Annotated in this window: 13 protein-coding genes, 2 tRNA genes and 1 other RNA gene; 8 read left to right on the forward strand and 8 right to left on the reverse strand. The window is 67.5% G+C overall.

Annotated elements, in window-relative coordinates; translation table 11 throughout:
* Nucleotides 1-80 precede the first annotated feature (80 nt).
* Nucleotides 81-170, reverse strand: a tRNA-Ser gene (locus tag J5M86_RS01500).
* A gap of 66 nt (nucleotides 171-236) precedes the next feature.
* On the opposite strand from J5M86_RS01500, the gene J5M86_RS01505 reads away from it, so the two are divergent.
* Both J5M86_RS01505 and J5M86_RS01510 read left to right on the forward strand, forming a co-directional pair.
* On the forward strand, nucleotides 237-626 hold the full coding sequence (locus tag J5M86_RS01505) for a helix-turn-helix transcriptional regulator (RefSeq protein ID WP_188059828.1): 390 nt from the start codon (nucleotides 237-239) through the stop codon (nucleotides 624-626).
* A 48-nt stretch (nucleotides 627-674) separates the two neighbouring features.
* Nucleotides 675-1,109 (forward strand): VOC family protein, encoded by a 435-nt coding sequence (locus J5M86_RS01510; RefSeq protein ID WP_188059827.1) that lies wholly within the window; start codon nucleotides 675-677, stop codon nucleotides 1,107-1,109.
* 124 nt (nucleotides 1,110-1,233) lie between these two features.
* Here J5M86_RS01510 and J5M86_RS01515 read toward each other — a convergent pair whose 3' ends face one another.
* The 3 genes from J5M86_RS01515 to J5M86_RS01525 are packed head-to-tail and all read right to left on the reverse strand — an operon-like array spanning nucleotide 1,234 to nucleotide 3,375.
* On the reverse strand, nucleotides 1,234-2,517 hold the full coding sequence (locus J5M86_RS01515) for an alpha-hydroxy-acid oxidizing protein (protein ID WP_244328413.1): 1,284 nt from the start codon (nucleotides 2,515-2,517) through the stop codon (nucleotides 1,234-1,236).
* Between the two features lie 26 nt (nucleotides 2,518-2,543).
* Nucleotides 2,544-3,068: a LytR C-terminal domain-containing protein gene (locus J5M86_RS01520; RefSeq protein WP_188059826.1), complete on the reverse strand. Its 525-nt coding sequence runs from the start codon at nucleotides 3,066-3,068 to the stop codon at nucleotides 2,544-2,546.
* 13 nt (nucleotides 3,069-3,081) lie between these two features.
* On the reverse strand, nucleotides 3,082-3,375 hold the full coding sequence (locus J5M86_RS01525) for a type II toxin-antitoxin system VapB family antitoxin (protein WP_188059825.1): 294 nt from the start codon (nucleotides 3,373-3,375) through the stop codon (nucleotides 3,082-3,084).
* Between the two features lie 82 nt (nucleotides 3,376-3,457).
* Between J5M86_RS01525 and J5M86_RS01530 the strand changes: the two genes are divergently transcribed.
* Nucleotides 3,458-5,014, forward strand: a complete 1,557-nt coding sequence (locus J5M86_RS01530; RefSeq protein ID WP_244328414.1) for a helicase HerA-like domain-containing protein — start codon at nucleotides 3,458-3,460, stop codon at nucleotides 5,012-5,014.
* Between the two features lie 27 nt (nucleotides 5,015-5,041).
* Here the strand turns inward: J5M86_RS01530 and J5M86_RS01535 are convergent, their stop codons facing one another.
* Nucleotides 5,042-5,833, reverse strand: coding sequence for a LytR C-terminal domain-containing protein (locus tag J5M86_RS01535; protein WP_208965077.1), 792 nt, complete (start codon nucleotides 5,831-5,833; stop codon nucleotides 5,042-5,044).
* Nucleotides 5,834-6,151: 318 nt separating this feature from the next.
* Here J5M86_RS01535 and J5M86_RS01540 point away from each other — a divergent pair, with 318 nt between their 5' ends.
* From J5M86_RS01540 to J5M86_RS01560, 5 genes are all read left to right on the forward strand, one after another.
* Nucleotides 6,152-6,775, forward strand: a complete 624-nt coding sequence (locus J5M86_RS01540; protein WP_208965078.1) for a MerR family transcriptional regulator — start codon at nucleotides 6,152-6,154, stop codon at nucleotides 6,773-6,775.
* A 145-nt stretch (nucleotides 6,776-6,920) separates the two neighbouring features.
* Nucleotides 6,921-7,010 (forward strand) — tRNA-Ser (locus J5M86_RS01545).
* A gap of 166 nt (nucleotides 7,011-7,176) precedes the next feature.
* Nucleotides 7,177-7,273: signal recognition particle sRNA small type (ffs, locus tag J5M86_RS01550), an RNA gene on the forward strand.
* A 74-nt stretch (nucleotides 7,274-7,347) separates the two neighbouring features.
* Nucleotides 7,348-9,741 carry a DNA polymerase III subunit gamma and tau gene (locus tag J5M86_RS01555; protein WP_188059822.1) on the forward strand — a complete coding sequence of 798 codons (2,394 nt, stop codon included), beginning with the start codon at nucleotides 7,348-7,350 and terminating at the stop codon, nucleotides 9,739-9,741.
* 2 nt (nucleotides 9,742-9,743) lie between these two features.
* Complete coding sequence (locus J5M86_RS01560; protein WP_188059821.1) at nucleotides 9,744-10,412, forward strand: 1-acyl-sn-glycerol-3-phosphate acyltransferase; 669 nt, start codon at nucleotides 9,744-9,746, stop codon at nucleotides 10,410-10,412.
* 64 nt (nucleotides 10,413-10,476) lie between these two features.
* Here the strand turns inward: J5M86_RS01560 and J5M86_RS01565 are convergent, their stop codons facing one another.
* The 3 genes from J5M86_RS01565 to J5M86_RS01575 are packed head-to-tail and all read right to left on the reverse strand — an operon-like array spanning nucleotide 10,477 to nucleotide 12,518.
* A complete protein-coding gene (locus J5M86_RS01565; RefSeq protein WP_188059820.1) occupies nucleotides 10,477-11,037 on the reverse strand; it encodes a DUF5063 domain-containing protein in 561 nt (186 codons plus the stop codon).
* On the reverse strand, nucleotides 11,030-11,632 hold the full coding sequence (gene recR / locus J5M86_RS01570; protein WP_188059819.1) for a recombination mediator RecR: 603 nt from the start codon (nucleotides 11,630-11,632) through the stop codon (nucleotides 11,030-11,032). Before recR ends, J5M86_RS01565 begins: the two co-directional genes overlap by 8 nt.
* Before the next feature lie 46 nt (nucleotides 11,633-11,678).
* Entirely contained in the window at nucleotides 11,679-12,518 is an 840-nt protein-coding gene (locus tag J5M86_RS01575; RefSeq protein WP_188059818.1) for a phosphatase PAP2 family protein, read from the reverse strand.
* Between the last annotated feature and the right edge of the window lie 137 nt (nucleotides 12,519-12,655).

Here is a 12,655-nt window from a genome sequence, read left to right on the forward strand (position 1 = left end):
GCCAGCGCATCACGGGGCGAATCGCCTTGAGAACAAAAGAAATCCGGGGCACTCGCTGACGCGGGTGCCCCGGATTTCTTTGGCGGTGGCGGAGGGATTTGAACCCTCGGTGGGTTTTATCCCACAAACGCTTTCGAGGCGTTCTCCTTAGGCCGCTCGGACACGCCACCGCGGAAGAACATACCCGAACAGGCGCCCTGCTCCCAAACCGAGCGCCTCGGTGGCACGCTGTCGGGGTGGATCGCGACGATCTGGTGCGGCTGCGGCAGGCCAAGGACCGAATGGATCGGGAGTACGCCGGGCCGCTCGATGTGCCGTCGCTGGCAGCGGACGCGCTGATGTCGGTCGGTCACTTCCAGCGCGCGTTCAAGAAGACCTTCGGGGAGACGCCGTACTCCTATTTGATGACCCGCCGGGTCGAACGCGCTCAGGCGCTGCTGCGCATCGGTGAACTCAGCGTCACCGACGTCTGCATGGCGGTGGGCGCGACCTCGCTGGGGTCTTTCAGCGCGAAATTCACCGAACTGGTGGGGGAGACGCCCTCGCACTACCGGGCGCGTTCACACGAAACCCTGGTGGGCGTCCCGGGCTGTATTGCCAAGCAGGTGACGCGTCCGCGCAAGTGATCAGTTTTGGAGAAGCGCGGCCAGGGGCAGCGCAATAGCGTTGCAGCCATGAACAACACAGCACTCGCATCCCTGACCCTCGCCAACTGCTTTGTCTATGTCGACGACCCCGAGCAGGCGCTCGCGTTCTACCGCGACACGCTCGGACTGACCGTCAAGACCGACGTGACCAACGGCGACTACCGCTGGCTCACCGTGGTGACGCCCAGCCAGCCCGAACTCGAGATCACCATCCAGCAAACTGCAGCCATGCCCGCCTCGGACGAAGACAAGAAGGTGCTCGCCGATCTGGTCGCCAAGGGTGTCGCGGGCGCGCTGATCTTCACGGTGGACGATGTCGACGCGGTCTTCGAGCACGTCCGCGCCTCGGGCGCCGAGGTCTTGCAGGAGCCGGCCGACCAGTTCTACGGCGTGCGCGACTGCGCTTTCCGTGACCCGGCCGGCAACATGGTGCGGATCAACCAGAACCTCCCACAGGCTTGAGATGTGTCGTCCCGGATGGGACCGCCCCCGCCAGCCCACAAACCGGACGCAAAACGCACGCGCTGAGGCACGAAAGCGTTCATATGCGTCCGGTTTGTGGGGGGAGGGCAGGCCGGAGAATGGCTCAGGCCAGGGTGGAGCGGTCGATCTCGGCGATCGAGGTGACGCCGGTGGTGGCCATCATGAGGTCGAGTTCGGCGCGGAAGTGTTCGAGCACCTCGCGCACCCCGTCGGCGCCGGCGATCGCCAGCCCGTAGACATATGGCCGGCCGATGCAGACCGCTGACGCGCCGAGGGCCAACACCTTGTAGACGTCCGCGCCGCACCGGATGCCACTGTCGAAGAGCACCGGCACCGTGCCGTCGACCACGGGCACGATCTCGGCGAGGGCGTCCAACGAACCGATCGCACCGTCGACCTGCCGACCGCCGTGGTTCGACACGATGATGCCGTCGACCCCGTGCTCCAGGGCGAGCCTGGCGTCGTCCGCGGATTGCACGCCCTTGACCAGGATTGGCAGCTTGGTCATCGCGCGCAGCGTCGCCAGATCGGCCCAGGTCAGATCGGTGCGGGAGAAGACGTCCAGGAAGGTCTGGACGGCGGCCCGCGGGTGGGCCGAGCGCAGGTTGTCGCGGAAGTCGCCGGGGTAGTTGCGGGTGATCGACAGCAGTGAGCGCACCGCGGTCGGCGTGGGCCGGCCATCGGGAGTGGGTAGGTCGTCAGCGGCGACGCGCGCCTCGACCAACGCCTGGAACGCCGGATCGGAGGTGTACTGCGCGATGCCCATTCCGCGAGCGAACGGCAGGAAGGCGCGATCGAGATCGAGGGTGCGCCAGCCGAGCACGGTGGTGTCGAGGGTGACCACGATGGCCTCGGCGTCGATCGCCTCAGCGCGCCGGACGAACGACTCGACCACCGACGGCTGGTTGCTCCAGTAGAGCTGGAACCAGCTCGGGTGGTCACCGAGCGCGCCGGCGATCTGCTCCATCGGGTAGGACGCCTGCGAGGAGATGATCATCGGCGTCTGCGCCGCCCGTGCGCCACGTGCAACTGCGAGATCAGCCTCGGGGTGGGCCATCTCCAGTACGCCGATCGGCGCGGTGAGCAGCGGCGAGGGGAGTTCGCGCCCCAGCAGCGTGATCGACTGGTCGCGCCGGGAGACATCGCGCAGCATCCGCGGCACGATCCGGTGCTTGTCGAAGGCCGCACGGTTGGCGGTCATCGTCGAACCAGCCCCAGCGCCGGTCTGCACGTAGTCGCGGGCGGCCGGGCTCATTGCCTTCAGCCCCAACTCCTCCAGAGCGGCGGGGTGCGTCGGCACCGAGGGGCGACGGCCGAAAACGCCCGCCGAATAGATGCGCGACTGGATCCAGCGTCCGAAGGGCAGGTCGTGCTGTGCGTCATTCACTCAAGCGCTCCTTCGGGAGGTCGGGCTCAGCAGCCGGGCGGCGTGCTGGACGTGGGGGAGGGGAGCACCGCGATGTCGGGGAACTGGTCTCCGAGCACGACATCGACCGAGTCGTCGTCGCGGCCGTCGGCAAGTTCCTGGACGCCGGGGATGAGCGGCACGACGAACTGCTTAGCCTTGGCCGCCCCCTTGGGCCCGTAGCGCACCTGGCCGACGTCGGTGAGTTTCATCGCGTACGGGTCGTTGCTGACCACGGCCATGCTGAAGTGGTGGCTCTTGAGCGCGCGCGCCACTTCCTTGGCCTTGCCCTGGTTGCGCGAAGCGTTGTAGACGTTCACGGTGAAACCGGCGTTGGGGTAGATGATCTTGGTCGGGCTGCAACTGGCCGGCTTCTGCGGCGGGCGGCTACCCGGGATGAGGCCGGAGGTGTAGGCGGCGGCGTACGCAGTGCCCACCACGACCGCCAACGACACGATGACGAGCACGATCAGCGAGCGCCGTCGCTTGCGTTTGCGGGCGTGACTGAGTCCGGTGGTCTGTGCGTACTTCATCGAATCGGCTACATCACATCATGTGGACGCGGGCGTGCAGGGTCGCGCGTTGGTGCAGGGCTGCGCGCAGGGCGCGGTGCAGGCCGTCCTCGAGGTAGAGCTCGTCATTCCATTGGACGACGTGGGCGAAGAGGTCACCGTAGAAGGTGGAGTCCTCCGACAGGAGTGTGTCGAGGTCGAGCACCCTCTTGGTGGTGATGAGTTGGTCGAGCCGCACCAGTCGGGGAGCCAGGTGGCTCCAGTGCTTGGGCGTGTCGAGGCCGTGGTCGGGATACGGACGCCCCTCGCCCACCGCCTTGAAGATCACCGCTTCATCCTATGTCGAGGTTCGACTGGCATTCGGCGCTCAACCGGTGCGCCGGGCAGCCTTTGAGTCTATTGTCGGCGCCGTGACCGAATCTGCTGCGACCCAACTCGATCTCATCAAGTCCGGCTACGGATTCGAGGGCGCTGCGCTCGAACTCGGAGTGGCGATGAACGACGGCAAGCCGGTGCCCGGAGTGCCGGTGCGGCTGCCGCTGGCGATGATGAACCGGCACGGCCTGGTGGCCGGTGCGACCGGTACCGGCAAGACCAAGACGCTGCAGCTCATGGCCGAGCAACTCTCCAACGAGGGTGTGCCCGTCTTCATCGCCGACATCAAGGGCGACATCTCCGGCCTTGCCAGCCCGGGCGAGGCCAGCGCCAAGCTGACCGAGCGGGCAGCCAGCATGGGGCAGGAGTGGACGCCGACGGCGTACCCGACGGAGTTCCTCTCCCTCGGCGGCGTCGGCAAGGGCGTGCCGATCCGCGCCACGATGACCTCCTTCGGTCCGACGCTCCTGTCGAAGGTGTTGGGGCTCAACGACACCCAGGAGTCGAGCCTCGGCCTGATCTTCCACTACGCCGACAAGCGCGGCCTGACGCTGCTCGACCTCAAGGACCTCCAAGCAGTCATCAAGCACCTCACCTCCGACGAGGGCAAGGCCGACCTGAAAGACCTCGGCGGGCTGTCGTCGGCGACCGCCGGGGTGATCCTGCGCTCGCTGATCACCTTTGCCGACCAGGGCGCGGACGCCTTCTTCGGTGAGCCGGAGTTCGACACCGCCGATCTGCTCCGGGTCGGCGCGGACGGCAAGGGCGTCATCACCTGCCTCGAACTGCCCCGCGTCCAGGACCGTCCGGCGCTCTTCTCCACCTTCCTGATGTGGCTGCTGGCCGATCTCTTCCACGACCTGCCTGAAGTGGGCGACGCCGACAAGCCGAAGCTGGTCTTCTTCTTCGACGAGGCACACCTGCTCTTCAAGGACGCCTCCAAGGCGTTCCTGGCGGCCATCGAACAGACTGTCAAGCTGATCCGTTCCAAGGGCGTCGGCATCTTCTTCGTCACCCAGACGCCCAAGGACGTGCCGGACGCAGTGCTGGCGCAACTGGGTAACCGGGTGCAGCACGCGCTGCGCGCCTTCACCCCCGATGACCAGAAGGCGCTCACCCAGACGGTGCGCACCTTCCCGCACTCCGGCTACGACCTGGAGAAGCTGCTCACGTCGCTCGGCATCGGTGAAGCCGTGGTGACCGTGCTCAGCGAGAACGGCGCTCCGACGCCGGTGGCGTGGACGCGGATGCTCGCGCCCACCTCGTTGATGGCCCCGTCGCCGGAAGCCACGATCGACCAGGTCGTCGGCGCGTCGCCGTTGAACCCGAAGTACTCGCAGGCGATCGACCGCGAGTCGGCCTACGAGATGCTCAATGCGCGGGTGAGCGCGGCCCCCGAGCCGGCCGCGAGCGATCCTGCGCCGCCCGCTCCTGCGGCCCCTCCGGCGTCCAGGCCCGCCAAGGAAGAACCGGGCATGGTGACGCAGGTGGTGCAGTCGAGCGCCTTCAAGTCGATGTTGCGTTCGGCCGGCACGGTCATCGGACGCGAGATCACCCGCAGCCTTTTCGGCACCGCGCGCCGCCGACGCTGAGTTCTGCCCTGCGCGGTCCGGGGCAGGTCAGCAGCCGGGTGGCTTCGTGGCCTTGGGCACCGGCTTCATCGTGGCCTGCGCCGCGGGCACCAGTTGGTCGAATTTCGACCCGACCACCAGGTCGATCGTCTCGTCGGCGCGGCCGTCCTTGACCAGGCGGGCACCGCTGACCGACAACGCAACTCGGCGGGCTGCTGGCTCGCCGTGCTCGCCGTAACGCACGATTGCGGTGTCGTCGGGGAAGAAGCCGCCGCGGGGGTCGTTGCCGACGGCGTCCACCTTGAAACCGCGGCTCTTGAGGTCGCTGGCGATCTGGCCGGAGAGTCCGGTGCGGAAGGTCGTGTTGTAGACGTTGACCGTCACCCGCTCGGCCGCGGGCGGCGGCACCGGGACGAGCTTGAAAGAGTTGCCGAGCACGAGGTCGACGGTCGGGTTGGTGCGGTCGTCCTGGTAGAGCACAGCATTCTCCACCTGCGTCGCGAGATTGAGTGCGATCTGGCGGCCGTTCTTTCCATAGCGGATCTCAGCCGATTTGGGTTCGGGGCGGTCATCGGGGTTGGCGTCATTGCCGGTCTTGATGACGTGTGCACCGCGCCAGGTGAACTCGGAGGCCACCTTGGAGGCCAGTCCGTCGGTACCGCTGGCGTTGAAGACGTTCAGGTAGATCTGCGAGAGCGCAACCTTGTACGCCGGCGCCGGGAGGGCGCTCGGGCAGATCGGTGTCTTGCTCGGTGCCGGCTTGTCACCCGACCCGCAGCCGACGAGTGCGAGGGTCAGCAGAGGTGCAGTCGCGGCGATCACCGTCCTGCGCAGTCGCATACCCACCCCTTGTTTCCTTCTCGGCTGCTGGCCTGCCGGGGCTGATTCTTCCACGTTCTTGCGCCGTCGTTGATCCATCACGAGGTGCCCCGAGGGTGCTCTGCAACACTTGATCCCGCCGATTTGTGGTTCGGGGGCCACAGATCACGCGGAGCAGTGAATATATTTGCTCGGAGCCAACCGAATCGTTGCTTCGAAGGTCCACATGGAGAGTCATGCGACCCGGGGGCCGCGATTCACCCGGACGGCGCTGAACCGCCTGATGGAACCACTCTGTGCCATGAGGTCAGCGTCAGCCCCGTATCAGGAGGACGATCAGTGCGAATCTCGGAACTGTCGGAGGCGACAGGCATGCCGATCGCGACACTCAAGTTCTACCTGCGTGAAGGCGTGCTGCACCCTGGCGTTCCCCAGGCCAAGACCCAGGCCTCATACGACGACACACACATCGAGCGGGTGAAGCTGGTGCGGGCCCTGACCGAGGTCGGCGGACTCTCGATCGCGAGCACTCGTCGGGTCGTCGAGGCGATGAACGATCCGGACGTCGACCGGTTGAGTTTGCTGGCCACCGCCCAGGAGTCGCTGGCGCCCAATGTCATCGTCCCGCGCGACGAGCACCCGCTGGCGGACGCCATCCTCGGCGAGGTGGGTTGGGTCTACGACCCCAAAGATCGGATGGTCGACCTCCTGGAGCGCCAGCTCGAGGCGATCAACGACTCCGAAATCGGGGTCTCCCACGACCAACTCACGGGTCTGGCCGGCTTGGTGCACACCATCGCCGAGGTCGACCTCGCCCTCGTGCCGGACGACCCGGCCACCGCGGTGCGCAATGTCGTGCTCGGCACCGCTCTGACCGACCGACTCATGATCACCTTGCGCCGGCTCGCGCAGACCGATGTCGCCGTGCGTAAGGCAACTCCGGCCGAGCCAGTCCGTCCTTGACGATGCCGAGCGCGACACCGTTGACTGGACGACGCCGTTCTTGAGGCCGGATGTCTCCCGTCGTGGGCGTTTCGCCGCGCGGTCTGCCACCGCGGACGGCACCGATTTCGGCCCTGGCCTGCCAGCCGGTATCCTCGTCCGGCCTGGAGGATTCGCATAGTGGCCTAGTGCGCACGATTGGAAATCGTGTTGGGGATGAAACCCCTCGCGGGTTCAAATCCCGCATCCTCCGCCAGCGTCGCCGCAGGTCAGAGCCCACGCTCTGACCTGCGGCGTTCTTCGTTCACCGGTCGCGTGCAAGGTGCCCTCCACAAGGCCCACCCCTCATGGCCCACCAGCGTCCGGCAACCTGTGTGTGCGGCTCGATTCGGCGTGGACGCCGCCCCTGATCTAAACTCCATGCAGACCCCTCGTGTGGTGGTACCTCACTGAACTCCCCCAGGGCAGGAATGCAGCAAGGGCAGGTGAGCTCTTCCAGGTGCGCGAGGGGTCCTTTCATGTCTGCCCGAGGGTGTCGACAGCCGGGCCCGTGCGGACTGCCGCCTGTCGGCCCTGCGGCATAGAGTGACCGCGTGAGCACCGCCCTGTATCGCCGCTACCGACCGGAGACGTTCGCCGACGTCATCGGGCAGGAACACGTCACCGAGCCGCTCATGCAGGCGCTGCGCACCGGACGGGTCAACCACGCTTATCTCTTCAGCGGTCCGCGCGGCTGCGGCAAGACCACGAGCGCTCGCATCCTGGCCCGTTGCCTCAACTGCGAGCAGGGCCCGACACCCACCCCGTGCGGCACGTGCGATTCGTGTGTTGCGTTGTCGCGCAAGGGTGCCGGCACGGTCGATGTCATCGAGATCGACGCCGCGAGCCACGGAGGCGTGGACGACGCCCGCGACCTGCGCGAGCGCGCGTCCTACGGGCCGGCGCAGAGCCGGTTCAAGATCTACATCATCGACGAGGCGCACATGGTGACGCCGCAGGGCTTCAACGCGCTGCTGAAGATCGTCGAGGAGCCGCCGGAGCACGTGAAGTTCATCTTCGCGACGACCGAGCCGGAGAAGGTCATCGGCACGATCCGGTCGCGCACCCACCACTACCCGTTCCGGCTGGTGCCGCCGGCCCGGCTGGCTGAATACATGCAGCAGTTGTGCGCCACCGAGAATGTCGCCGTCGAGCCCGGCGTGCTCTCGTTCGTCACCCGCGCCGGTGGCGGATCGGTGCGTGACTCGCTGTCGGTGCTCGATCAGCTGATTGCCGGTTCGGACGACGTGGGCCTGACCTACGCCGGTGCCGCCTCGCTCCTGGGTTTCACCGATTCCGCCCTGCTCGACGCCACCGTCGATGCACTGGCTGCCGGTGACGGCGCGGCGGTCTTCACCCAGATCGACCGCGTCGTCGAGTCGGGTCACGACCCGAGGCGATTCGTCGAAGATCTGCTCGAACGGCTGCGCGATCTCATCATCGTCGCCGCCGTGCCTGACGGCGCCGAGGCGGTGCTGCGCGGCCTGCCTGCCGACCAGGTCGAGCGCATGCGCTCGCAGGCGGGTGTGTTCGGCGCGAACGGGCTTTCGCATGCCGCCGACATCATCAATGCCGGGCTCACCGAGATGACCGGAGCCACGAGTCCGCGGCTGCAGCTCGAACTCATGTGTGCTCGGGTGTTGTTGCCGCGGGCGTCCGGCGAGCAGGGCTACGGGGCGCGCCTCGACCGCCTCGAGCGTCGCATGGAGATCGCCGGGTCGGCCTCCGCTGCGTCCTCGCCGATAGCGGCGCCGGAGGCACCTACGACGGCGCCCGCCCCCGCGGCGCCCGTCGCCTCGACCGAGCAGCCTGCTCCCCACGCACAAACCCGGCCTGAGCCTGAGCCCGCCGTGTACCGACCGTCGGTCGAGGCGCCTGCTTCCTCGGAGCATGCTTCGGCCGGCCCGCAGACGCCACCCGCTGATCACGAAACGACCGGCGAGCCGGATGCTCGCGAGCGCTCTACAGCGCAGGCGCCCACGCCGTCGTCCCCGCACGTACAGCCGCCCACCTCCGTCCAGCAGGCCGACGCCGACGCCGATGCGCCTGACACTGCGGGACCTGCGGGGCACGCCGCATCGGACGCCACCCCGCAGGTCGCACCGTCCGCGCCGCGAGACGAGCCGGTGGCTGCCACGACGTCGGCGCCCAGCGCGGGTGGGATGAGTCTGGGTGTCGATGAACTGCGGAGGGAATGGCCCAACATCCTCCAGCGCATCGCCGGCATCCGCCGGGTCACCTGGACCCTCATCAGCCAGCACGCCCATGTCGCATCCTTCGACGGCTCGTTGCTGGTGCTGGGCAGCAGCAGCCCGGGCCTGGTCGAACGCATCGGCTCAGACCCCAACCCCAACATCGTGCGTCGTGCAGTGCATGAGGCCCTCGGTCTGGACGTGCGGGTGCAGGCCCGAGTGGTGGGGGCCGACGGGGCGCTGGAGCAGAGCAGTGCGCAGTCGGAGCAATCGTCCTCCGGTTGGGGGCCGAGTACCGATGCAGCGGTCGCCGATCCGGGGGAGGACGAGGCCGCCAAGCAGGCCGCGATCAGGTCTCGTTGGCAGCAGCGGGTGCAGCAGGCGGGCGGTCAACCGCCCACGCAGCAGGCGCAGCGTCCCGAGACCGAGCGTCCTGCATCTCCTCCTGCCGTCCCGGCGGCAGCTGCGCAGTCGGTCGATTCCAGCGCGCTCGACGCGCAGGCTGCGTTGTCGCGAGTGCAGCGTGAAGACAATTCCGGCGACTGGTCGACCTCTGACGCAGCAGCTCCGGCGTGGGCGACAGCGCCCGCGGCGCCATCCTCCCCAAGCTTTGTCGAGCCGCCGGCCGTCGAAGGTCCGGATGACACACCGGTGGAGTCGATGGACGACGAGGACGTCGAGGACGGCGCAGCCGTCGGGCTCCCGGTGATGTCCGAGGTATTGGGTGCAGTGGTCATCGAGGACGTACGGGAGTAGCGATGCTGTATCTCACCACTCGCTTGGTCGTCGGTCCGCTGGCTCGGGCGTGGTTCCGGCTCACCGTCGAGGGAGCCCACAACGTGCCGCGCACCGGGGGAGTGCTGCTGGCCAGCAATCACCTGTCGTTCATCGACAGCTTCGCCATTCCGCTCGCCGCGCCGCGCAAGGTGGTCTTCCTCGCCAAAGCGGAGTACTTCACCGGCACGGGCGCCAAAGGTGCGGCCAGCCGCGCGTGGTTCAACTCGATGGGCATGGTGCCGGTCGAACGCGACGACTCAAAAGCTGCGGCTCGGTCGCTGGAGATCGCCCTGGAAGTGCTCGGGCGCGGCGAGGCCTTCGGTATCTATCCCGAAGGCACCCGGTCGCGCGACGGCCTGCTCTACCGCGGTCACGTCGGCGTCGCCCACCTCGCGCTCACCGCAAAGGTGCCGGTGGTCCCGGTGGGCCTGATCGGCACGCAGGACGTCCAACCGGTCGGCACCAACAAGCTCACCCGGGCACCGTTCAGCGTGAAGTTCGGAGAGCCGATCGACTTCACCGGCCGCTTCGACGGTGTCGCGCAGGGCAAGGCCCGGCGTCAGGCCACCGACGAGATCATGGACGCCATCGCTGCTCTCTCGGGCCAGCAGCGGGCCGGCAAGTACAACGAGCGCGCAGCCACGGTCTGAGCGCTCTCTGAGGGTCCGCGAGCCGCGCGGGGCTACTCACCAGTCCCGCGGATCTTCGCGCGTATCACGGGTGGAGGGCGTCGAACTCCGCCTCGGCAGCAACCTCGTCATCGACGTCGAGGCGCAGGTGGCGCAGGATCGTCAGCAGCACTCGCAACGCCGATGCCGCGCGCACACCCCACTCCGACAGATAGCTGAACTGCCACCACCACAGGGCCTCGGTGCGGCGACCGGAGCGGTAGTGGGCCAGGCCATGCTCGAGTGCTTGAACGATGGCGGCGAGGTCGTCCGAGAGCGCGCCGCGGGCCAGTTCCACCGAGGTGACGGGGTCGACCAGGTCGGTGTAGTCGTCGATGCCGTCGAAGAGATTGGCCAGGCTCTGCCGCACCGGATCGAGGTCACGCTCCGGCCCGGGGTCGGCCTCGAAACGGTCGGGCGGCACGACGTCCTGCACGGCGCCGAGGCGGGCGCCGCTCAGTTGCAACTGGGTGAGCAGCAGCAGGAGCAACGGGATGGCGGTCTCGGGTGCGCTGCCTGCCGCGATCTCGCGTACGCTCAGGGCGAACGTCTCGGCATCGCGTGCGGTCTCGTCGGCCAAACCGCCGAGGTCGGAGATCTCAGACATTGGTGAGCACCTTTCGTCCTTCGATGGCCCGACCGAGGGTGACCTCATCGGCGTACTCCAGGTCGCCGCCGACCGGCAGGCCGGACGCCAGCCGCGAGAGCGTGACGCCCATCGGGCGCATCGAACGCACCAGGTAGGTGGCCGTCGCCTCTCCGATGTGGTTGGGGTTGGTGGCGATGAGCACTTCCTCGATGGGTTCTTCGCCGAGTCGGCGGAAGAGTTCGGTGATGCGCAGGTCGTCCGGACCGATGCCCGACATCGGATCGATCGCCCCACCGAGCACGTGGTAGACGCCCTTGAACTCGCGGGAGCGCTCGATGGCCAGGACGTCCTTGGGCTCCTCGACGACGCACAACTGGGTGCGGTCGCGTTTGGTGTCGGCGCAGATGCGGCAGCGCTCCGACTCGGCGACGTTGAAGCAGGCCTCGCAGAACCTAACCCGCGCCTTGACCGTCTGCAGCACCTCGACCAACCGGTTGACATCGGCCGGGTCGGCCTGCAGCAGGTGGAAGGCGATTCGTTGCGCCGACTTGGGACCGATGCCGGGCAGCCGCCCGAGCTCATCGATCAGATCTTGAACCACGCCCTCGTACACACCACGAGCCTACGGCGTGGAGGCGACAGTTACTGCCGGGACGCGCTCAGTGCTCCCTGGGGGTCGCGCGTTCGAGACTCACCCGGTGGCTGGTGCCGCCGTGGAGCGGAGCCTGGAGCCGGTGACCGGGCTTCTCCGGCTCAGGCGTCAGGGTGAGCTCTTCGTAGGTCGCCGCCGGAGCGAAGCTGCTCTGCCCGTAGAGGATGCGCTGGGTGGCGAAGGCGACCGCGAGGATTGCGGCGCCCGCGACGCCATCCAGGATGAAGTGATTGGCCGTGCCGACCACGACGGTGAAGGTGCAGATCGGGTAGAGCACGCCGATGACCCGCAGCCAGCGTCGCTTGGCAAAGAAGAAGAGGCACAGGCCGACCCACAGCGCCCACGCGCAGTGCAGGCTCGGCATCGCGGCGTACTGGTTGGTCTGGCTCGCGACGGTCGGGCTGCTCCACGACCCCCATGTGCCGAACTCGACCAGGGTGTCGATGAACGACCCGCCGTGCAGCAACCGCGGCGGAGCCATCGGGAAGAGATAGAAACCGGCGAGTCCGAGCACCGTGGTGATGACCAACACCGATCGCGTGGCGCGATAAGCCCGCTTGTGCACGCGGAAGATCCACAGCAGCGTCGCCGCAGTCACCGGTAGGTGGAGATAGGTGTAATACGCATTGAAGGCGTGCGCGATCACCGAGTGCGAGGCGACGAACTGGTTGAAGCCGAGTTCGACGTCCCAGTGCATCTGCTGAGTGAACTGCCACACCTGTTGGGCGCGGTTCTGCGCCTCGGCCTGCCGGAACGGCACCAGATTGCGCAGGTGCTCGTAGACGAGGTTGAGGATGATCAGGATGCCGAATTCCACCCACCAGCGCGGCGGTTGGTAGGCGCGCAAGCGAGCGGGCAGAACCGCCCGATGACGTCGTACGCGTGGCGAAGCTACGGCTGTGGCAGTTCCCCCAACGCTGTCCACGTTGCTTGACACTCGGTAAGTGTCACCCGATCACCTGCTGTTTGCCAAACATTTCCCGC

Source organism: Yimella sp. cx-51 (assembly GCF_017654605.1).
Taxonomy (GTDB): domain Bacteria; phylum Actinomycetota; class Actinomycetes; order Actinomycetales; family Dermatophilaceae; genus Yimella.

What these genes read in the sequence shown, in the direction of transcription:
- J5M86_RS01510 (WP_188059827.1), top strand. Translation starts at nt 675, where the DNA reads ATGAACAACACAGCACTCGCATCCCTGACCCTCGCCAACTGCTTTGTC.
- J5M86_RS01560 (WP_188059821.1), top strand. Translation starts at nt 9,744, where the DNA reads ATGCTGTATCTCACCACTCGCTTGGTCGTCGGTCCGCTGGCTCGGGCG.
- J5M86_RS01535 (WP_208965077.1), bottom strand. Translation starts at nt 5,833, where the DNA reads ATGCGACTGCGCAGGACGGTGATCGCCGCGACTGCACCTCTGCTGACC.
- J5M86_RS01565 (WP_188059820.1), bottom strand. Translation starts at nt 11,037, where the DNA reads ATGTCTGAGATCTCCGACCTCGGCGGTTTGGCCGACGAGACCGCACGC.
- J5M86_RS01520 (WP_188059826.1), bottom strand. Translation starts at nt 3,068, where the DNA reads ATGAAGTACGCACAGACCACCGGACTCAGTCACGCCCGCAAACGCAAG.